Here is a 20,808-nt window from a genome sequence, read left to right as displayed (position 1 = left end):
TCGTGGCCCAGCTGCGGCTTCACGCGGCAAATGCCCAGCATCGTCACGAGATTGCGGCGCGTCAGGAGCATGAAGCGGTCATCGCAAACCAGGCACAGGACCTGGAACAGCACAAGGCGAGCCTTGGGGAAGCCAACCGACTGCTCGTCCTCGCGGAGCAGGTCGCACATGTGGGCCACTGGCACATCGCCTTGCCGTCCCAGACGCTGACCTGGTCCGACGAAGTCTTCCGCATCTACGGCGTGGATCGTACGTCGTTCGAGCCATCGATGGCGGCAGCCATCGATGCCTACCATCCGGAAGACCGCGAGCGCATCACGGCCTGCGTCGCCCGGGCAATCCATCGACAGGAGGGCTTCGAAGCCGCGTTGCGCATCGTGCGCCCCTCAGGCGAAGTCCGCCACGTCCTCGCGCGCGGCATCTGCCAGGTCGACCACCGGTCTGAGGGGCCAGGCCGGAAGGTTCGATCCGTCTTCGGCGTGTTCATGGATGTGACCGAGCAAAAGCAGGTCGAGCGCGCGCTTGCCGAGAAGTCGATGACCTTGGAGGCGACCCTGCAGAGCATGGATCAGGGCCTGCTGATGATTGCCGCCGACGGAACGGTTCCGGTAGCCAACGCACGTGCGCTTGAGCTCCTTGGCCTGCCGATGGCGTTGATGGAGACCCAGCCGAGTTACAGGGCCATTCGCGACCACTTACGCGAGAGCGGCGCCTGGGGCGAAGCCATCGAGGACTTCAAGGACTGGCAGCTCGATGAGGAGCGCCGCACCTCCGACCTTCGCTCGCAACGCCGCCGCGCTGACGGCAGCGTCATCGAGATCCGTTCCTTGCCCATGCAGGACGGGCAGGGATACGTCCAGACCCTGACGGACGTCACCCGACAGCGATTGGCGGAAGAGCGCATCCGAGAGAGCGAGGCCCGCTACCGGCTTCTGGCAGATCACACCTCCGACTTGATCGTGCTTGGCGACGCGGAGGGCCGGCACAGCTACATTTCGCCCGCGGTCACGAACATGCTCGGTTATACCGCTGAGGAAGCCAAGCGTACCGGCCTGCGAACGCTCGTCCACCCTGAGGACCGCGACGCACTGGCGGGCACGCTCCAGACCCTGGGTCGTGACGCGTTGCCGGCCTCGATTGTCTATCGCATCCATCACAAAGCCGGTCATCACCTTTGGGTCGAGGCCGCCCTGCGGCGGGTCGAGGAGGACGGCCGAGTCCAGATCATCGAATCCTTGCGCAACGTCACACAGCGACAACAACAAGCCGTCCATCTGGAGCAGGCACGCGTCGCAGCCGAGGCGGGCGCCAGGGTCAAGGCCGAGTTCCTCGCCAACATGAGCCACGAGCTGAGGACCCCGCTGACCGGCATGCTCGGGGTGCACGACCTGCTTCGCAACGATCCCTCGTTGCAGCCGTCTCAGATTCGGCTGATCGGTCTGGCTCAGGAGGCGGGTCAGTCGTTGCTGACCCTCGTCAACGACATCCTCGATTTCTCCAAGATCGAAGCGGGTCAGCTGACGATCGACGCCCTACCGTTCAGCCTGCGCGACCTGATAACCAGCTGCCGGGACCTTGCCAGGGAGGGAGCTCAGCACCGCAAGCTTGTCATCATCGATGAGGTCGACGAGGATGTCCCAAATTGGCTCGTCGGCGACAAAACGCGCCTTCGCCAGATCCTGCTGAACCTCCTCACCAACGCCATCAAGTTCACGCGGCAAGGCTCAGTGACCGTGCGCGTCCGGTGGCTGTCTGAGGTGGGTGGGTGTCCGCACCTGCGGGTCGAGGTGATCGATACCGGGATCGGCATCGCAGCCGATAAGCTGCCGAAATTGTTCGAGCGGTTCAGTCAGGCCGATGGATCCATCTCGCGGCATTATGGCGGAACAGGCCTCGGCCTTGCCATCAGCCGACGGCTCGCTCAGCTGATGGGCGGCGAGATGGGTGTCACGAGCACCCTTGGTGCGGGCTCGACCTTCTGGTTCGAGCTGCCTCTCATGCTCGCAGAGCCTCATGGAGGCCGTTCATTGCTTTCCGACCAGACGCTGTCGAGGAGCCAGGGCGCTTGGACCTACCGCCTTCTTCTGGCTGAAGACAACCTGATCAACCAGGAAATCATCTCCGCTGTGCTTCGGCAGAAGGGGCACGAGGTTACGCTTGTCGGCGATGGGCGAGCTGCTGTCGTTGCCGTGAAAACTGAACCTGCGTTCGACCTGATCCTGATGGACGTGCAAATGCCGGGACAAGACGGGATCTCTGCGACTCAAGAGATCCGGCAATGGGAGCGTGAGGCTGGATTGATCGGTCTGCCAATTGTTGCCTTGACCGCCAATGCCATGGCCGAGGAGGTGGAGCGCTGCCGGGGAGCCGGCATGAGCGCGCATGTGGCCAAGCCTGTCGACTGGGCGGACCTGTTCGCGACGATGGACAGGCTCATGTCCATGCAGCAGCGATCAAACATCGAGGGGGCGTCGAAATCAGCATCAGCCGTCGTATTGGACGAGACGTCCCTGGAAGTTTTGGCAAGCCTGCTCGGGGATCAGCGTATCCCTGATCTGCTCTCAAGCTTTACGAGCGAAGTTCGACGCCGCCTTGTTCGTCTCGAAGACCCCGAGGCGACCTCTGCCACGATGTCGGCTGAGACCCACGCCCTCGTCTCGTTGGCGGGACAGCTCGGGTTCATGGAACTTTCGCTGCTAGCCAGCGAAGTCGGGGAGGCCGCCGAACGAGGAGGGGGCCTGGACCAACGGTACTTGCTGATCCAAGCTGTCACCCGTGCGCTTGCGGCAGCTCAATCATCACGCTTCGCCAAAGCTGCATGAACTAAATCTTAGCACCCCTAGACCAATGTGCAGCCTCCACAATGACTGAAGGTGGCGCACAGCGTACTGTCACATCCCTTCGCCGTCGGGTCTCGACTGCACGTCGTCGTAGGAGCCGGTTTGCACGGTCCTTCAAAGCGGACGCTTGCCTCGCCAAGCCTCAGGGCGGCAAGGGTGCCACGCATCGGCAAGCTCCCGCTAATCCTCGGCTGTCGCCGGTAAAACGTCCTCAGCCGTGCGGCGAACGGCTTCGTCAAGCGACCCAAGCAGACGCGCGATCTTGGCCTCAAACTTAGCATCACGATCTAGGATCGTGACGGAATGATCATTCAGTAAGTTCAAGGTGGTGCCGAACACCAAGGCCACTGCAGCGACGCTTCGTTGTGTTGCAAACCGTCCACAAACATCCGTCTGACCAAGTTCAAGGCGTGAGCATGCTGAGGGCGTGGCGGAGCTTGGTTGTTTCGAGCGATCTCACGCAGGGGCGCCCGATCATCAGCGCGAGATCTAATGTCATAAGAAGTCTTGATCCAGGACAAAGCCATAGTCGCTGGATGGCTGGGCGGTGCATCAGCTGTCCTCCATCACATTATAATGCGGGGAAGCCTTCTTTGGGAGGAGGTGAGAGCGGTAGTGATCTGACCGATATTCTGGACCGAGCCGATCAGGAGGCTACTGCATGGCTGGGGCATGGATAGCTGGAAGGCGAGGTCCGGGAACATGACGGGCGCGGCCGGCCGGCACATCGCGTCGGCCAGCGCCTCGATCACGCCAAGGCTGTTGATGCGCCGCGCTACCTTGAGCGCCAGGCACGCCCGGCTGTGTTCATCGATCAGCGTCAGACCTGTTGCCCGATTCGCCGTCCTCCCTCGCTACGTAGGACGTTATCGACCTGGATCGTGCCTCGGTGCTCCGCGAACGAACGCAAGCCGGATCGACGATGGACACCACCTGCTCACCCCTGATGCACTGATCGATCTCAATCGCCAGAGCTTCCCGCATGAAAGCGTTGACGATCAGCAAGCCCTGTAGACGGCGGCCGTCGAAGAGCGCGTCGGAGACGAAGTCCATCATCAGCGTTCGTTCGGCCGGATCGCAGCGGATTAGCGCTCGCGGTGTGCGGCGCTGACGTATCAACGCGGCCGTTCGAGCCACAGGCTCAGACCCCCGTCTCGATAAAGACCGTAAAGCCTTCTATCGCATAGGCGTCGCAACCACTGCACCCTTGTGCGGACCCACGCCCGTGATGCAGCAGCGGCGTACGGCTTCGATCTGGCATCGGCAACACGGCCGACAACCGAAAATAAGTCGGGCACATCCGTTCTAGCGGGACCAACCGAGTCTGCTATGTACCATGAGAGTTAGGTCGCCACGCATCGGCGCGCAAAGATAACAAGGGGCGAGATGGCAACGATACTCTCCAGCATACTTGAAGCGCACGACGGCGAGGTGCTCGCCCAGTGGCTGGTCGCACTGAAGGCGAGCGGGGGGACGGGTGGGGGACGCATCAAGGAGGGCGAGCTTCAAACCCAGTGCCGCCACTTCCTGGATGCGCTGAGACAGGCGCTCGCCACCGCCAAGAACAGCGACGGCAACATCCAAGGCGCAGCCTTCGAAGATGTGCGAGAGTTGCTGGCCGACGTCTCACGCTCGCGTGCCGCGCAGGGCTTCAGCCCGACGGAGACGGCGAGCTTCGTGTTCTCGCTCAAGCAACCCCTGTTCGAGCGGCTGCGCCAGGAGCTTGGCGGCGACACGGCTCGGATCGTCGATGAGAGCTGGCAGGCGACGCAGGTGCTCGATCAGCTCGGGCTCTACACGACTGAGATTCATCAGAAGAGCCGCGAGGACATCGTGGCCCGCCAGCAAGCGGAGATCGCGGAGCTCTCCACTCCTGTGGTCAAGCTGTGGCACGGCATCCTGGCTCTGCCCCTCATCGGAACTCTCGATTCCGCCCGCACCCAAGTCGTCATGGAGAACTTGCTGCAATCCATCGTCGACCAGGGCGCTGAGATCGCCATCATCGACATCACAGGCGTGCCCACCGTCGACACGCTCGTTGCCCAGCATCTCCTCAAGACGATAGCAGCGGCCCGCCTCATGGGTGCCGACTGCATCGTCTCAGGCATCCGCCCGCAGATTGCGCAGACGATGGTCCATCTCGGCGTCGAGTTGAACGTGGTGTCCAAAGCTTCGCTGGCCGACGCCTTCGCCCTCGCGCTCCAGCGAACCGGCCGAACGGTGGTGCGAAGCAAGCTGGCCGGCACGCTCGCGGCTCGGACCTGAGCTCCTCATGGACCGTATCCCGATCCTGAAGCTCGGACGAGCCCTGCTCGTGACCGTGCAAGTCGACATGCACGACCGCCTTGCCATGGCGCTTGAGGAGGACCTCTCGGCCAAGATCGTCACGACCGGTGCTCGCGGCGTTCTCATCGACATCTCAGGGCTGGAGATCGTCGACTCGTTCATGGGCCGCATGCTCGACACCATCGCAGCTGTCTCTCGGCTGCTCGATGCCGACACGGTGGTCGTCGGCATGCGCCCCGCGGTCGCCATTACCCTCGTGGAGCTTGGCCTGTCGTTGAACGGCGTCAAGACGGCGCTCGACGTGGATCGCGGCATGGCGCTGATCACGGGTGATTACGGCCACGCCAGCGAGGGCAGTGAGGACCTGGAGGACAGCGATGATCGTGGCGAGGGATGACACCCTCGTGATCCGCAATCCTGATGATGTCGTACGTGTTCGCCAGGAGGTGCGTGCCCGCGCGGTGGCGGCCGGCTTTGGGCTTGTTGATCAGACGAAGATCGTGACTGCCGCAAGTGAGCTCGCCCGCAATACCCTCGATTATGGTGGCGGTGGCAAAGCGCGGATCGAGGTCGTTCAGAACGGCGCCCGCAAGGGGCTGCGCCTGACCTTCGAGGATCAGGGACCGGGCATCCCCGACGTCGAGCTCGCGCTGAAGGATGGCTACACGACGGGCGGTGGGTTGGGCCTAGGCCTGAGCGGCGCCAGGCGCTTATCGAACGAGTTCCAGATCCATTCCGTTGTTGGTGAGGGGACACGGGTCACCATCGCGCGGTGGAAGTAAGTTCATGCAGGCCATGTCTGTCCGAGACTCGTCTCAAGTCGCGGAGGCTCGCCGCCGTGCCGTGGCAGTCGCCCAGGGAATGGGCTTTGGCGAGGAAGATGCAGGACGGGTCGCCATCGTGGCGACGGAACTGGCGACGAACCTGATCAAGCATGGTGCCGGGGGTGAGTTGCTGATCGGCACGTACGATGATCGAACCGGTAGCGGTGTGGAGTGCCTCGCTCTCGATAAGGGCCCGGGCATGGCGGATGTCGAAGCCTCTTCGCGAGACGGCCACTCCACGACGGGGAGCCCCGGCACCGGCCTTGGCGCGATCGCGAGGGGCGCGCACGCTCTCGACATCTACTCGCGACCGGGTCTCGGCACGGCCATCCTGGTGCGCTTGCAGCAAGGGCGCCCTGCCGATGCCCTGCCATCCCCAGAACCTGTCTCGGGCGCAGTCAATCTGCCCAAGACGGGTGAGGACGTCTGCGGCGATGCGTGGTGTCGAAAGGCGCAAGAAGGTGGCTTCAAGCTGATGGTGGCTGACGGGCTGGGCCACGGACCCTTCGCAGCCGAAGCCGCGCACGCTGCCGTGCGCGTGTTCATCGCCGAGCATAGGGATCGGCCGGGTGCCGTTCTGGAGCGCATGCATGCAGCCCTTCGCCCTACGCGCGGTGCGGCGATCTCGATTGCCGAGGTCAGTGATAGGCAGGTCGTGTTCGCCGGAATCGGCAACGTTGCCGGTGTGCTCGTTGCCGAGGACGGCACCTCGCGCCGGATGGTCTCGCACAATGGCACTGTGGGGCACGTCGCCAAGCGTGTGCAGGAGTTCACCTACCCGTTAGAGGGCACACCGCTGGTCATTCTGTGCTCGGATGGTTTGGGTACGAGTTGGAGCCTCGACGCCTACCCGGGTCTCGTACAGCGCCACCCGACCCTGGTCGCAGGCGTGCTCTACCGCGATTTCAACCGCGGCCGCGACGATGTCACGGTGCTCGTCGCTCGAGCCGAGGCAACGGCGTGAGCGGCTGGCCCATCCTCACCGTCGCGCTCGGGCGGGAAGTCGATGTGGTGGCTGTCCGTCAGAGGGCGCGACGCATCGCCGAGCTTGTCGGGTTCGGCATGCAGGACCAGACCCGGATCGCTACTGCCGTCTCCGAGATCGCGCGCAACGCCGTTGTCTACTCTGGCCGTGGCCGGGCGGAGTTCGCGCTTAGCGGAGCGGATGCACCACAACGCCTCGTGATCCGGGTGAGCGACCAGGGGCCCGGCATTCGCGATCTCGAAGCCATTCTGTCCGGACGCTATCAAAGCCCTACAGGGCTCGGGCTTGGCATCCTTGGCGCACGACGCCTCATGGACAAGTTCGAGCTCGACAGTGCACCAGGCCGGGGCACGACCGTCACTCTTGAGAAGACGCTCCCCAAGACGGTGCTGTCTGTCGCCCAATCGGCGCTTTCTGATCTCTCCCGACGGCTTGCAGCCGACGCGGTTGGCGACCCGCTCGCGGAGCTCAGGGCGCAGAACCAAGAACTTCTGCGCAGCCTTGCGGATCTGAAGGGACAGCAGGACGAGGCGACCCGCCTCAACGAAGAGCTGGATCATACCAACAAGGGGGTCGTAGCCCTCTACGCCGAGCTCGATCAGAAGGCGACGGAGCTGCAGGCGCTCAACGCATCGCTGAAAGAGCGCATCGCAACCGCGATCGCCGAGCGCGAGCGCGTCGAGGAGAACTTGCGGCAAAGTCAGAAGATGGAGGCCGTGGGTCAGCTCACGGGTGGGATCGCCCACGACTTCAACAACTTGCTCCAGATCGTTACCGGCAACTTGGAAATCCTCGGACGCAACCTGCCGGAAGAGGCAGGGCGCCTGCGTCGGGCAACGGACAATGCCATGCGTGGCGCTCAGCGTGCGGCGATACTGACCCAGCGCCTTCTTGCCTTCTCGCGCCGGCAGCCGCTTGCTCCCAAGCCCATCGATGTCAACGCGCTTGTGGCGGGCATGTCGGAGCTGCTTCATCGCACGCTCGGCGAACCCATCGCAGTTGAGACCGTGCTGGCCGGGGGCTTGTGGCGGGTCGAGGCTGATCCGAACCAGCTTGAGAACGCACTGCTCAACCTCGCCGTGAACGCACGTGATGCCATGCCGGATGGTGGCAAGCTCACGATTGAGACGGCCAACAGTCGCCTCGACGAGGCCTACGCACAGGAGAACGTCGAGGTCGTTCCGGGACAATACGTGGCAGTCTGCGTCACCGACACAGGCTCAGGCATGTCGCCGGAGGTGGTAGCGCGGGTCTTCGAGCCCTTTTTCACCACCAAGGACGTGGGGCGCGGCACCGGGCTCGGCTTGTCGATGATCTACGGCTTCGTCAAGCAATCGGGCGGGCATGTGAAAATCTACTCGGAGGAGGGTCAAGGCACGAGGGTGAAGCTCTACCTGCCACGCCTCTTCGGAGCGGCCGCAGAGGAGGTGATCGTGCCGGCACAGGCCATCCCGGAGGGCTCGCGCGAGGAGGTGATCCTTGTGGTTGAGGATGACGATGACGTGAGAGCTTACTCGGCTGAGGTCCTGCGCGAACTTGGCTACGAGGTGGTCGAAGCTCGGGATGCAGCCTCGGCGTTGCGCGTGTTGGAGGGGATCAGCCGCCTGGATCTCCTGTTCACCGACGTCGTGCTGCCTGGCGGCATGACAGGGCGTGATCTCGCCGATGCGGCGCGGTCGCGCTGGCCTGCACTTAAAGTGTTGTTCACGACGGGGTACGCGAGGAACGCGATCGTTCATAACGGGCGGCTTGACGCCGATGTGGAGATGATCGGCAAGCCCTTCACCTTTGCCGATTTGGCGGCAAAGGTGCGCGATGTGCTGGACGGACCCAGTGGTGCTGGCAGGTAGCAAGGTGGACTGTATTGCGTCGGTATATGCCGAGTGAAGGACGTTTTCGGCGCGATTATCATAAAACCTGCGCCCTCGCAGGTGCTACTTCATGTCTCGTGCCGCGACCATGCAGGAAGCCAGGATAGCGAGGCCAGTGCCGCAGGCGCCCACGGATCGGATCAAAGCGAGGAGCGCGCTAGTCGCGTCCACTCGCGGCTCGAGCACCAGAGCGGAATTCGCTCGCGTTGCACTGTAACCGGCTGCGGTCAGGTAGTTGGCGCTTTTGCTTGGCGTGAAAGCATCGAGGAGGCGACCGATGACGGTCCAGAGCCCTTCGACGGTTTCCTCGACAGCTTTGCGCAGGAGCACCTTAAGCTTCGTGAGGGCTTTCTCGATAGGATTGAAGTCGCTGCGTGGTCCTTCGGTTCGGGCGAGTAGGGTGGGAGGTAGCCCAGATTGGCATCGGCCTAATTGATATTGCGCATCCGCGGTCCCTTGTGGCTGGACAGGTTGCCCATGAATACGACGTCACCGGTGGTGAATTCAGGAATGAGCACCCGAGCAACGTAAGCCTCGAAGGTGTGCCAGTTGGTCGGCCATCGAGTACGACAGATGCGATCAAGCCCGTTGCACGAAGCTCCGCCACGAAGGTCGTGGCGGTTAAGTGGCCGTGGGGCACGCCGACCCGCAAATGCTGGCCGCGCGGAGCCCGCCCGTGGCGACAGGCCATGTTGGTGGAGACCCAAGTCTCGTCAATCAAAACTAAGTGCTCGGGGTCGAGACCAAGTTGGCCCTCGAACCAAAACTGCCGGCAGCGCAGGACGTTGGGACGGTCCTGCTCTGAAGCGTGCGCCATCTTCTTTTGCGCGTCAGCTTGTGGCAGCGGCAGAAGCGCTAGAGCAGTTTCCATTTACTCCGGCTCGTAGCCAGCGGCTGCGAAGTAGTTGGCGCACTCGGCTGGCGTGAAGGCGTCGAGGAGATTGCCGACAGCTGTCCAGAGCCGATCGACCGTGCGCTTGGCGGCCTTGCGCAGCAGCGCCTTGAGCTTGGCGAAGGCCATCGCGATCGGATTGAAGTCGGGCGAGTAGGGCGGGAGGAAGCGGAGCTGTGCCCCGCGCGCCTCGATGGCGGCCTGTATCGCCGCGCCCTTGTGGGCGGGGAGGTTGTCGAGGATGACGGTGTCGCCGGGCGTGAGGGTCGGGGCGAGCACCTGCTCGACGTCAGCCTAAGAACCAGTCCCGCATCATTGGTCCGTCGAGCACCATTGGTGCCCGCATCCCCGACAGGCGCAGGCCCGCCACGAAGGTGGTCGTGAGCCAATGGCCGTGCGGGATGCCGGAGCGTAGGCGCTGACCGCGGGCGCAGCGACCACGCAGACGCGCCATGCGGGTGGACAGCCCCGTCTCGTCGATGAAGATCAGGCGTTCGGGATCGAGGTCGGGCTGGGCCTCGAACCAAGCCTCGCGCGCGGCCGCCACGTCCGGGCGAGCCTGCTCGGAGGCGTGCGCTGACTTTTTTTCCATGTCACCGCCCGGCGGGCGAAGAACCGCCAGAGCGTGCCCAGCCCGACCGATACGCTGCGCTCGGCACGCAGCCGATCCTGCATCTCAGCGAGCGTGATGTCGTCCTTCTCTTCGGTGAGGGTGAGCAGGAAGGCTTCGTGCGTGTCGAGCTTGGAGCCGGGTGGGCGGCCTTGACGGCAAGCCCGTGTCTCACCCGTCGTCGTTGCGTGCGCCGCCCAGCGGATCACCGTGGCGATGCCGACCTGATAGCGCAGAGCCGCAGCCCGGCGTGACAGGCCGGCACCCACCGCGTCCAGGACGCGAACCCGCAGATCGTGGCTGTAGGCATGGGCCATGGCGATCTCCCTGACAGAGCCTCAGGGATCAACGCAAACCCCGCCACAACGACTCAGGGAGCGTGGAAAACGCTCTAGAGTGACGCCACGCTGACCTGAGCGCCTTATTGGACCAATTGCGCCTTCAGCTCCGGAAGAGTGATATTGGGCACCCTCTCCGGTGCGGCATGGATGAAGTCGGCGTGCACCGCAGTCTTGTGCGAGAGCCGGTCGCCGCCTTGTGACTTGGGTCGCGAGCGTCACCGCTGGTCCGGCGCAGAGCGGCTCAGCGGATCGCGCTCTGAGCACTCACCCCAAAACGCTCTGCAAGCGCAAGCGGGCCAAGTAGCGTCGATAGCACTTGGACGGTAGACAATTGAACAGTCGTGGCAATCCCTTTGGTTCAGCGTCTTGTAGCCCGCTTCACTGCCGCTCGATGCTGGATCGAGTGGGATCACCTCATGGCGAGGTAGCAAATGAATGCACTGTCCCAAGATAACTTACCATTACCGACTTGCTTTCATGCGAGTTTTGGCACATTGCCGCCCTACGATCCACGAACGAGGCGCACAATGTCAAATACCGCAGAGTTTCAATCCGTCGACCAGGCCAATCAGATCAATCCCATCGAACTCACGGCCGAGATCATCTGTGCGTTCGTGTCCAACAACCCGGTTCCGGCCAATGGCTTGGCGGACCTTCTTCAATCCGTTCATTTGGCCGTGCTTGGACTGGGTCAGCCCACCGCTGCCGTTCAGGGCGCGGTGACGAAGGCCACGCCTGCCCAGATCAAGAAGTCGATCACTGACGAGGGGCTGATCAGCTTCGAGGATGGCAAAGCCTACAAGACGCTGAAGCGCCATCTCACGATCCGCGGCCTGACGCCGGAGACCTACCGAGCCAAGCATGGCCTACCTGCCGATTACCCGATGACGTCGGCTGCCTACTCGGCGCAGCGGTCGGCACTCGCGCGCACCCTGGGACTTGGGCAGCAGCGGCGGAACGCTCAACCGAAGGCGGCCGAGATTGCCGAGACGGTTGAGGAAGCGCCCAAAGCCCGTCGCGGCCGCTCTTCTTCAGCGTCGACGTCGAAGTCTGCCTTGAAGGGCCGCGGCAAGAAGTCCGAGGTAAACGTCGCCGACAAATAAGACGAGGCAAACGGCTCACGCCCGAAGATGCACGCGCGGCCATGCAGGATTGCTCGGCCGCTCGCGTTCCCCTCGGTAGATCCTGGCTGCCCTTTTAAGGTGTCGGTCAACACTTTGATCGAACCGGCAATGCGTAGAACTCGCCCGCAGGGCCGGCCCTGGCGCCCTGCTGGTTGGCTTGGCTGAAGCTGTAACCAGCCGTTAGGGCGATCGGCACGTTCGTGTCGAGCCTGTGCGCAAGGGCGACGCCGCCCGCCCACTCGCCACGGAACGTCGAGCTGTTGAGCGTCCAGCTCGTCTTGCCAGGTAGCGAAGGCATCGAGGCCGACGTCATGGCCATCGCCGCCGCCACCCCTTGCCGCGCCTCGCCCCGCGTCGCAGCGGCGTGTTGACCAAGGCTGCTGACCTGAGCGCTCAAGCCGCCGATCTGGCCCTGCATCGCGGCCATGGTGCCCGGTCCATGATCCGACGTCGCGAGATTGTAGCTCGAGCCCGTCCAGGTGCCGCTCACCCCGTCAAAGCGCGCGCCGCCGCCGAGGGCGGCCGCGAATTGGACGTTGCTGTTGAAGAGCTTCCCACCGCTGATGGCGTCGGTCGAGCCGGTCGCGAGGCTGCCGGCGGCGTCGTTCACGATACGGCGCTCAGCTCCGACTGGTCCCACCGATAGCGTGTCAGATTGATCAGCGACCGCGCCGTTGCCGAGGGCAACTGCCCGTGCCGCCGAGACCACCGCGCCGTGCCCCAGGGCCAGCCCGCCACTTGCCGTGGACGCCGTGTGCCCAAAGCCGGATGCATTGCTGCTGGCCACCGGCAGGTCAGCGACGCACGCGTCGACACGCGTCTCGGCCGCAATCAGCTGGGCGACGTTGAGGGCATCGCTGCCCGCTGTACTGGCGGCGACACTCGTGACGCGTCGCACTCGCGCCGTTCCGCTTACGTCCACGAGGGTCCCATTCGTTCTCGCGCCGAGATGAATCGTGCGGGTCGCCGGATTTTGCTGCGCCAGCCCGATCGTGCCGTCATCCAAGCTCCCGCGCAGGCCAGCCACTGTATCGGCCAGGGCGGAGATCTGCTGGCTTAGGAGCGCCGAAGCTCCTAACGCGGGCGTGGCATTGGCAGGGCGATCGTAACGAAACGGCCGGTCACGGGGTCAAAGACGACGATAGTTGCCATGCTGAAGGTCCTCCAGCTTGACCATAGTCGAGCGGCAAATGGTTAACGGATCGTTCGAATGCGAGGCCCGGCGGCTTGTGACGGCTGCTGTATTTGCTTGAGCTCATGCAGCCGAACGCGCTCGAACCTGCGTCCGCTCACCACCATCAGCGGCCTGGTGCCACGTCATCGAGTTGCGCTGCTCGATAATCTCCATCATCGCGGCAACGGCTCGACGTAAGCGAGGTGCCATGAGGGACTTGTCCCTCGAAATCCCAGCGATGTAGTCGAAGAGCAATTCTTCGCGAAAAGCGGCCTCGATTAAAGCTTTCTCGATCTCGTCACGAACCGGGTCTAAGAATTCGATCCCAAAGCCGTCGCCGGAGATGCGTGCAAGGCGACAGGAGTGCGAAGCATTGCCATTCCCAATGGTGAGATCGAATTTCGGCGGCAGCTGAACATCGGATGCCGGTCGGATGAACGCCCCGTGCGTCGAGAGATCAATGATCTTGCATTCATTAGATGCGTCATCGGAATTCAAGACGTATATCCGTCCTTCTAGATCACAGGGCTGTCTATAAATCCGACGACGGTCCTGCATTTGAACCTCTTCTTGTTCAGCCAGACTATATTGTAGTCCGAGGCATATCCTACGGCTTTGTAACGACGATTCGCTGAATTTTATCTAAACAGCTATGTGTAGATGCGCCCGGCGAGTTTTGCCTTGGCGTACGTAGTTAACAAAATCACGAAAAGCTAAAGCTCTGTCCTACGCCAGCGGGCGATCACCCACCGATTAAACGGCGGCTTGGTGATCTAGGTCGATCGCGGCCTAGGTGTACGGTCCCGGGATGAGGTGTGACGGGTTGATCCTGAGGCGCTCGGGCTCTTTGGTCCAGGCGTTGAGGATGAACTCGGTGGGTGTGAGCCCGCGCAGGGTCTTGAGTCTGCGGGCGTGGTTGTAGGCATCGACGAACAGATGCAGGTGGGCACGAAGCTGGTCGTGGCAGTCGTAATGGTAGCGCTTGACGGTGGCGTCCTTGATCGTGCGGTTCATCCGCTCGACCTGCCCGTTGGTCCAAGGATGGTTCACCTTGGTGAGCCGATGCTCGATACTATGCTCGTCGCAGACACGATCGAAGATGTGCTGGCTGTCCCAGATATCCCGCTGGCGTGAGGTGAACTGGATGCCATTGTCGGTGAGGACCGTGTGGATGCGGTAGGGCACCGCCTCAATGAGATCACGCAGGAACTGAGCGGCTTCCAACTTACCAGCGCTTTCCACCAGTCGCACGAACGCGAACTTGCTGGTGCGATCGATAGCCACGAACAGCCTGAGCTTGCCCTCGGCCGTACTCACCTCGGCGATGTCGATGTGGACGTAGCCGATGGCGTAACTCGCAAAGCGTTGCTTCTTGGGTTTGTCGCCGTCGATCTCGGGCAAGCGGCTGATGCCATGGCGTTCCAGGCAGCGGTGCAGCGAGGACCGAGTCAGGTGCGGGATGCTCGGCTGAAGGCCGTAGAGGCAGTCGTCGAGCGAAAGCAGCGTGTGCGGGCGGAAGGCGACGATGACCGCTTCATCCTCGGCTGTCAGCACGGTGGAGCGCGGCTCCTTGGGACCCATCCGAGCGTCCGCCGTGGTCGCCCGCTTGCGCCACTTCTGGACCGTTGTCGGACTGACGCCGTAGCGCTTGGCCAGCGCCCTTACGCTCTCTTCACGTAGCTGGATCGCGCGACGGACTGCCTCCGTCGTGGTGGCGCTTCCATGGAGAACCTGGCCCATAGCCCATCCCTCGCAGCGTGGTGATCAATCGTACCACCACACCGCGGGATCAAACACCTAGGCAACGGAGCGGTGATCGTCACCATCTCGATTGGCAGAGCATGCAGATGCGATCTCACGTGACGGCAATGCCGCTCAGTGAAGCTGCAAACTCACGATCTCGACCATCTGAGATGAGTAGGCTCGCCCGGCTTGGCAGTCGCCGTTAGAACGATGTCATCGTTCTCAAGTCGGACAATTGCCGAAGCAGCCTGGTGTCCATAGGCACCCGCGTCAGGCTGATCCAAGCACTCGGCGAGCAAATTCCGCGTGCGCTGCTCAACTTCGGCGTGACTCGCACACTCAATGCCTACATCGTCCCACTCGGCCGTGCCACAGCCATTGATGTCGAAGAAGTAGCGAGCCACGTCCTGCCCTCACCAGTCATGCGCGGGCGTACTTAAAGCCACGCACATCGAAACTGTCACATGATGGTATTTACTACGTAAGTTGGAAATCGTTCCGAACCGAGCGTTTACGGCTGCGTCTGGGCAGGGTCGATATGCTCGATGAACCGCAAGCCATCCCAGATCTCGATGGCGTGACCGTCTACCATGCACCTCGCTAAAGCTAGAGCTTCGTCATCGTCTGCGGCAATGAGCGAGTGGATCTCGACAACTGCGCCATCCGGCGCCAACACCAGGGCGCGATAGGCAGGTGTATTTTTCACAGCGGTAGCCACTTCGGACATGGCGAAGCTCCCATAGAGTACGGCGGGAGTGCGCGCGTCTCTCAGCCGTCGCGCCTGAGATTGGAAGCCGACGATAGCTGGACCTTAACAGGCCATCCCATCCGCGCCGAATCGAGCGGATCCAAACCCGATTTACATGGCTCTACCGCTGCGTATGTGCTGACGGCAGACTCATCCAAGAAAAAGCCCGCCCGGCAGAAGCCCGGCGGGTTCTAAATGAACATAAGAGGTTGCGCTGGCATGCCAAACGCACCATTGTTGCAGTGCGGGATTGCGATGGCGTCGCAATCCCGCTGCCCTTATGGGCGTTTCCTCCCTAGACTTCGGCCGCTCTTCGGGGCGGCCCTTTTTCTTGGGTGCGCTGCTCTAGCAGCATGCCGCCGACGCGAAAAGCAATATTTTTCTCATGATCCAGTTCGCAGGAGTGAGCGCAGGCTCAAAAATGCTCAACTTCGAGAACTCTGAGCGACCTTCATGGCGTGGCGTTCCACCATCGTACGGAGAGGGGACTGGGCAAGAGCAGGCCCTGTGCAGAAGATCGGGGCGCGGGATCAAGGCTGTGAACAGTGGAGCTTGGATTGGGGCGGGATACGAAGAAAGGCCCCGCGCGGCGTAGGCCGGCGGGGCTAGAAGGGAATGCGCCCCGAGGAGGGCGAACAAAGCCTCGCAGGCTGGTATGCCAGCGTCAAGCTCGCTATCGCTTCACGCACACAAACACGCGGAAGCGGGGGTGCCGGGTGAGCGGAAACGATAGACTGCCCTGCCGATGAGCGCCTCCCCCTGATCTTCGACGTCAAAGCTAATCATCGTTCAGCCCGCTCGATGTCTGCTGACGCCGGTATATCGTGTAAAGCTGGGGCGCGACTTGCTCAACCTCTAGAGAAATGCGTCTTGTGTCTGGACCAAAGCTGCCTGCGACTGCAGAAGACGGCCCAAGTGAAGCCATCTGCGTATTTCACGTTATTGTGAAACGCGTCCGAATCAGCCAACCTGTGATCCTTGGTGGGGGCACACCATGCGGCACATCACGGGCTTAGTTTTCGACGCAAGCGACGACCGCGCGTCACGCTGAATCATAGCTAATTTTGTGATTGTCCAAGGCGCCTTCCTCGCAAGCTGTCTGATGCTTCCGTAAGTAATCACGAACGGCAGTCTGAGGCTTTGATAGGGGTGCGGTGCGATGCAGCTTGATCAGGCTTTACAGTCATCAGAAGTCATAAGGCAGACCGGAACCAGCGGGCGTGATTTACTTACCCTGACGGTGCTGGCGCTCGGTGGGCTGCTAACGGTGGCCTGGACTGGGCTCTTAGGCTGGGGCGCTATGAGCTTGGCCACATACCTATTGAGCTAACGGCGCCTCAGCTCATTCGATCTCAGAAGCGCGGCGCACCATTTCGAGAAGCAGGGCGAGACTAGCCAGGCAGGCGATGCCGACGAGCATCAGACCCTGACGTGAGGAGCGTTTTCACCGCCCACTCCGGATTGATTACTTAAGTAGTTTCACATAAGGTTATCGAGGGCAATCAGATGGTGTTGTTGCCCCCTAAAGACCGGACAGGGTCTCCTGGGTTGATCGGGCGATGAACTCGCGCGGCGAGCGGTAGCCGAGCGCGCGGTGAAGATGCAACTCGTTGTAGTGGGGAAGCCAAAGTGGTAGCTGGCGCAGCACGCTCTGGGCATCCGGCAGAACGGAGACGCGGACGTAGTCGCGCTTGAGGGTGCGTACGAACGCCTCCGCCATGCCATTCGACTGTGGGCTCTCCAGGGGCGTCGTCTTCGGCACCAAGCCAATGTCGCGGGCGAAGCGGCGGGTGTCGCGGGCGAGATAGCAGCTGGCGAAAGTCGGTCAGCCACTCGATGAGGGTCGGCACCTGGTTGACCCGCCCGAAGCGGTGCTCGACGGCGGCCACCATGAGGTCGCGCACGTCCTCCCCCGTGATGCCCGCCGTGGTCGCCACGTAGCTCATCGCCTCGCGGTCGCAACTGTCGAGCGCGAAGGCGACGCGCACCCGCTCGCCATTCTCTGCCGCGATCTCCAGCCCGTCCGAGCACCAGCGCGTGTTACGTGCGGCCATGGCCACCTTGCCCTCATGACGGCACGCCTCGGCACCACCAGCGTGGCGCTGGAGTAGGAGGCCATGCGCCCTCATCACGCGATAGACCCGCTTCACGTTCGGTGCAGGTCGTCCCTCCCGCTCGGCCTGCCGGCGCAAGAGGGCGTGCACGCGCCGGTAGCCGTAGGTCGGTAGATCGACGATGAGCGCCCGGATTGCAGCCGGCAGATCCACGCCGGGCGCAGGGGACGTTCGCGCTGCCGCGCCACGGGCCGCCGAGAGGAGGCGAGGTGCGGGCGGGACACATTCAAGGCCGAGGCCACCGCGCTCACCGACCGCCCTCCGGCCACGAGGTCACGCGCAACGGCAGTTTTTTAGGGGAACGACCCGTTCCATCGCCTCGCGCAGGATCCCGGTCTCCAGCGTCTTCTTGCCCAGGAGCCGTTGCAACTCGCGGATCTATGGCTCGAGCCGCGCGCAGTTCGGAAGCGGAAACGACTTCCTCGCCCGCGCCCGCGGCCGTGAACGCGCCGCGGGCCATCAGGCGGCGCCAGGTGAAGAGCTGGTTGGCGCTGATGCCGTGGCGACGGGCCACGAGCGAGACGGACTGATCGGGCAGATACGTCTCATCGACGATCCGCACCTTTTCCTCAGTCGACCAGCGTCGCCGCCGCTGTACCGACGTGATCACCTCGACATGCTCGGCGCGCGCAGGACCGTAAGAACTCACCGTAGGGTCCATCATAGGCATCACACTTCCATGAGTGCGAGGCCCTGTCCGGCCAGTTAAGGGGCTACTTCACTCAGCTAAGTGGCAAAACAGCATCAGCCAAGCGCGTGCGCCCTCCCCTTTGCTTAACCCGAGACCTACGCATTGACGTCGGAAATATACTGCTTAAACCTCTTCTAAGCTCAGCGAGCGGTCTGTTGTGTGCTGCGTTGTGAGAGGTGTCATGTTCATGGATCCGATCAAGCGAGCACCCTGGGACCTTACTTCTGACGTGACACCTGCCATCGAGGTCCGTGCCGCAGTTGGGGACGGCAGCCTGAGCAAAGTACTGCGCTTGGTGGGCTCCTTCGATGATCTTGAGAGCGAGGCGCCGCCGCCTCGGCGATCCTCAGCAAAGGATTGGGCTAAGCTGATCGACCGCATCCGTGAGGCTGCTGCGCACACCCGCGAAGTCGAGGCACAGGCCCATGAGCAGGAACTGCGCGTTCAGGATCTCCTGGATCGTGCCCGGGAGGACATTCAGGCCGCCGCTGAGCGTGTGCGCGCCGCCGATGCGCGTGCTGCTGAGATGGAGGCTCGCACTGAAAAGCTGCTCAAGTCTGCCGACGAGCGCGTGACGGCGGCTGAGGAGCGTGCTCGCGTCGCCGAGGAGTGGCTGGCACGGGTCTACGACACGATTTCTCACGAGTTCGTGGTCGAGCCAGGCACGAAGCAGGTGCCGCGATGATGCAGGGATCCTCATGGCTGATGTCGGGTGAGTCGGATCATTCCGACGAGGGCTCGGTCGAGACAACCCCGGCTGCGTTCTCACGCACGAGAAGTGCGTCATCAGCGGCCCTGATCTCGCCGGCATCGACAACCTCTCCGAATGTCGTTCCGCTCTTTGTTGAGCTTGAGGCTCTGGACTCAGATGCGGACCTACAGGATCCGGACTGGCCGGGTGCGCTCCAGCTGATCCGCGATGTTGGCGCGCAAGTCCGTCGTGAGCGGGACCGAGCCGAGGCGATCGTGCAGCAGGCGCATTCCCTCATCCAACGCACCGTTCAGCAAGCGGAAGGGGCTGAACGGCGGGCCGAGATGGCTGAAGCGGAAGCCTATGAGGCGAACCTGCGTGCCGATCGCGCTGAGACGAGCCTGCGTCTTGCAGAGGAGCGGCTGCAGCAAGCTGAGGAGCTGGCCCGAGCAGCCCAGGCGCGTGAACGGGAGGCGCAGCAATGGCTGCGTCGGCTCTACGCTGGCTTGAAGTACGAGCAGCAGCAGCTCACCCGAGGTACGTCGTGAGCGAACGGCGCGAGCGCCTCGACGGCCGACTGAGCAAAGCTGTATCCAATCCCGAATACCCGTCACTCAGGGGGCTGGCCGTTCGGCACCACGATCCTGCCGACGGCCGCTGAGGAGTTGACGTGCCAACGGCCTCTGACGCTCATCGCTTCGCAGCCAACGCCCATTCTGGGCAGCTGGACCAAAGTGGCAAGCCTCACATCCGGCACATCAACCGTGTGGCTGCGGCGGCCGACGCGCGGGCTCGCCATGCGCGGCTGACTAACGGCCTCAAGGTCAATCCCGCAGCCGTCCTGCAGGCGGCCTACCTTCACGACGTTCTGGAAGACACAGAGACTACGGCTGAAGCGTTGCGACGGGCTGGGTTTGCTGAAAGCGCGGTCGTGATGGTCCAGCTGCCGACGAGCACGGATGAGCCTTTGAGCTATGCCGAGCGCATCTCCGCACTGATCCAGAGCGCCAACTTGGGCGCGATCCTGATCCGGTCGTCCGACAACGAGGACGACGCCAACGCTGTCCGAACGCTTCCAGCCGGCAGCACCTTGTCGATGCGCTACGCCGCCTCGATGCCTCGGCTGAAGGATGCAGCCGCGGCGCTCGGCTACACCGGCCCGTGAGGCAGTGCTTTAGATCGCTCCACATCGGCAGCGGTGACCATCAAGCGCGGTCAAGGTGAAACTTCTGCAGGCTTCAGACCATTGCTCATCCTAACGGGGAGGCAGGCTGCTCGTGAGCGCGCAGTTTGAGCAGACAGGAGCGGTCATCGAAGGCGAAGCCATGGCGCAGATTCGTTCTCTCATCTGGACCCCGCCCCCGAGCAGTCGAAGGTGTTCATGCGGGCGAGGCATCACGATCGCGCTGGAGAAGGCCTTCCCAGCCGTTTGGCATGATAGTCTCACGCCACGGCTGCAAGCAGCGCTTGAGGCCCTGCAGGCTCAACGTACCTGAGACAGACCCAGCGACGGATTTCGCAGTTCCATGTCGCGTGACGGTGCTCCCCCCAGTTCGAGGATGTCGCTCACAGCCACGCTTTGCTAACTTCGGCCCAGATGATTTGCCTGAGGAGCCGCAATGACCGAACAGACCTTAGGGAAGGCCGCTAGGCTGCGTCGCCTCAGGCGAAGTCGCGATCTGACGATCCGCGCAACCGGCTTGGTCAATGGTCGCCCAGGTCTTGTGGTTGGCTCTGAGCCGGAGTTGCACCTACCGGCCTATAAATTGACTGCAAACGAACTCATCCGCATGGCGAGAGCCGCGCGGACCCAGAACACCTAAGGTTCGGAGCAGCAGCACCTCAGTTATCCTCTATCACTGAGGCGTCACCGA

Annotated in this window: 15 protein-coding genes and 5 pseudogenes; 10 read left to right on the top strand and 10 right to left on the bottom strand. The window is 62.8% G+C overall.

The features are described 5' to 3' along the window. Positions 1-170: 170 nt before the first annotated feature. Positions 171-2,822, top strand: coding sequence for a PAS domain-containing hybrid sensor histidine kinase/response regulator (locus MFF55_RS15600; RefSeq protein ID WP_238245023.1), 2,652 nt, complete (start codon positions 171-173; stop codon positions 2,820-2,822). Between the two features lie 725 nt (positions 2,823-3,547). On the opposite strand, the pseudogene MFF55_RS27175 reads toward MFF55_RS15600, so the two are convergent. Both MFF55_RS27175 and MFF55_RS15595 read right to left on the bottom strand, forming a co-directional pair. Beyond that, a pseudogene (locus MFF55_RS27175) lies at positions 3,548-3,664 on the bottom strand (IS3 family transposase); the annotation flags it as partial. Positions 3,665-3,727: 63 nt separating this feature from the next. Next, a pseudogene (locus MFF55_RS15595) lies at positions 3,728-4,009 on the bottom strand (IS3 family transposase); the annotation flags it as partial. Between the two features lie 217 nt (positions 4,010-4,226). Here MFF55_RS15595 and MFF55_RS15590 point away from each other — a divergent pair. Genes MFF55_RS15590 through MFF55_RS15570 form a run of 5 tightly spaced genes read left to right on the top strand, consistent with a single transcriptional unit; the run spans position 4,227 to position 8,785 of the window. Then, the gene (locus MFF55_RS15590; RefSeq protein ID WP_238245022.1) at positions 4,227-5,105 is read left to right on the top strand and encodes an STAS domain-containing protein; all 879 of its coding nucleotides are present in this window, start codon (positions 4,227-4,229) and stop codon (positions 5,103-5,105) included. Between the two features lie 7 nt (positions 5,106-5,112). After that, the gene (locus MFF55_RS15585) at positions 5,113-5,523 is read left to right on the top strand and encodes an STAS domain-containing protein (protein WP_238245021.1); all 411 of its coding nucleotides are present in this window, start codon (positions 5,113-5,115) and stop codon (positions 5,521-5,523) included. Beyond that, positions 5,504-5,908 (top strand): anti-sigma regulatory factor, encoded by a 405-nt coding sequence (locus tag MFF55_RS15580; RefSeq protein WP_238245020.1) that lies wholly within the window; start codon positions 5,504-5,506, stop codon positions 5,906-5,908. Before MFF55_RS15585 ends, MFF55_RS15580 begins: the two co-directional genes overlap by 20 nt. A 4-nt stretch (positions 5,909-5,912) precedes the next feature. Beyond that, positions 5,913-6,914 (top strand): ATP-binding SpoIIE family protein phosphatase, encoded by a 1,002-nt coding sequence (locus tag MFF55_RS15575; protein ID WP_283206750.1) that lies wholly within the window; start codon positions 5,913-5,915, stop codon positions 6,912-6,914. Beyond that, a complete protein-coding gene (locus MFF55_RS15570) occupies positions 6,911-8,785 on the top strand; it encodes an ATP-binding protein (RefSeq protein WP_238245018.1) in 1,875 nt (624 codons plus the stop codon). Before MFF55_RS15575 ends, MFF55_RS15570 begins: the two co-directional genes overlap by 4 nt. A 228-nt stretch (positions 8,786-9,013) precedes the next feature. Here the strand turns inward: MFF55_RS15570 and MFF55_RS15565 are convergent. Both MFF55_RS15565 and MFF55_RS15560 read right to left on the bottom strand, forming a co-directional pair. Beyond that, a pseudogene (locus MFF55_RS15565) lies at positions 9,014-9,661 on the bottom strand (transposase); the annotation flags it as partial. Positions 9,662-9,677: 16 nt separating this feature from the next. Continuing rightward, positions 9,678-10,625, bottom strand: a pseudogene (locus tag MFF55_RS15560) (IS630 family transposase). Between the two features lie 551 nt (positions 10,626-11,176). Here MFF55_RS15560 and MFF55_RS15555 point away from each other — a divergent pair. Further along, the gene (locus MFF55_RS15555; protein ID WP_238245017.1) at positions 11,177-11,752 is read left to right on the top strand and encodes a Ros/MucR family transcriptional regulator; all 576 of its coding nucleotides are present in this window, start codon (positions 11,177-11,179) and stop codon (positions 11,750-11,752) included. Positions 11,753-11,858: 106 nt separating this feature from the next. Here MFF55_RS15555 and MFF55_RS15550 read toward each other — a convergent pair whose 3' ends face one another. The 6 genes and pseudogenes from MFF55_RS15550 to MFF55_RS15530 all read right to left on the bottom strand — a co-directional run bounded on the left by MFF55_RS15550 (position 11,859) and on the right by MFF55_RS15530 (position 18,213). Next, positions 11,859-12,779, bottom strand: coding sequence for a hypothetical protein (locus MFF55_RS15550; protein WP_238245016.1), 921 nt, complete (start codon positions 12,777-12,779; stop codon positions 11,859-11,861). 249 nt (positions 12,780-13,028) lie between these two features. Further along, on the bottom strand, positions 13,029-13,505 hold the full coding sequence (locus MFF55_RS15545; protein ID WP_283206749.1) for a PilZ domain-containing protein: 477 nt from the start codon (positions 13,503-13,505) through the stop codon (positions 13,029-13,031). Positions 13,506-13,736: 231 nt separating this feature from the next. After that, positions 13,737-14,687 (bottom strand): IS481 family transposase, encoded by a 951-nt coding sequence (locus tag MFF55_RS15540; protein ID WP_238245014.1) that lies wholly within the window; start codon positions 14,685-14,687, stop codon positions 13,737-13,739. A gap of 152 nt (positions 14,688-14,839) precedes the next feature. Then, complete coding sequence (locus MFF55_RS27170) at positions 14,840-15,094, bottom strand: DUF6894 family protein (RefSeq protein ID WP_373874810.1); 255 nt, start codon at positions 15,092-15,094, stop codon at positions 14,840-14,842. Between the two features lie 107 nt (positions 15,095-15,201). Next, positions 15,202-15,417 (bottom strand): hypothetical protein, encoded by a 216-nt coding sequence (locus tag MFF55_RS15535; RefSeq protein ID WP_238245013.1) that lies wholly within the window; start codon positions 15,415-15,417, stop codon positions 15,202-15,204. Positions 15,418-16,960: 1,543 nt separating this feature from the next. Beyond that, positions 16,961-18,213 (bottom strand): annotated as a pseudogene (locus MFF55_RS15530) (IS3 family transposase). 217 nt (positions 18,214-18,430) lie between these two features. Between MFF55_RS15530 and MFF55_RS15525 the strand changes: the two are divergent. From MFF55_RS15525 to MFF55_RS15515, 3 genes are all read left to right on the top strand, one after another. Next, entirely contained in the window at positions 18,431-18,928 is a 498-nt protein-coding gene (locus MFF55_RS15525; RefSeq protein WP_238245012.1) for a hypothetical protein, read from the top strand. After that, the gene (locus tag MFF55_RS15520; RefSeq protein ID WP_238245011.1) at positions 18,925-19,482 is read left to right on the top strand and encodes a hypothetical protein; all 558 of its coding nucleotides are present in this window, start codon (positions 18,925-18,927) and stop codon (positions 19,480-19,482) included. Before MFF55_RS15525 ends, MFF55_RS15520 begins: the two co-directional genes overlap by 4 nt. 122 nt (positions 19,483-19,604) lie before the next feature. Next, positions 19,605-20,099 carry a phosphohydrolase gene (locus tag MFF55_RS15515; protein ID WP_238245010.1) on the top strand — a complete coding sequence of 165 codons (495 nt, stop codon included), beginning with the start codon at positions 19,605-19,607 and terminating at the stop codon, positions 20,097-20,099. Positions 20,100-20,808: the final 709 nt, after the last annotated feature.

It is taken from the genome of Methylobacterium iners (genome assembly GCF_022179305.1).
Taxonomy (GTDB): domain Bacteria; phylum Pseudomonadota; class Alphaproteobacteria; order Rhizobiales; family Beijerinckiaceae; genus Methylobacterium; species Methylobacterium iners.
The sequence above is the reverse complement of the archived record's forward strand: the minus strand, read 5'-3'. Positions and strand labels throughout refer to the sequence as shown.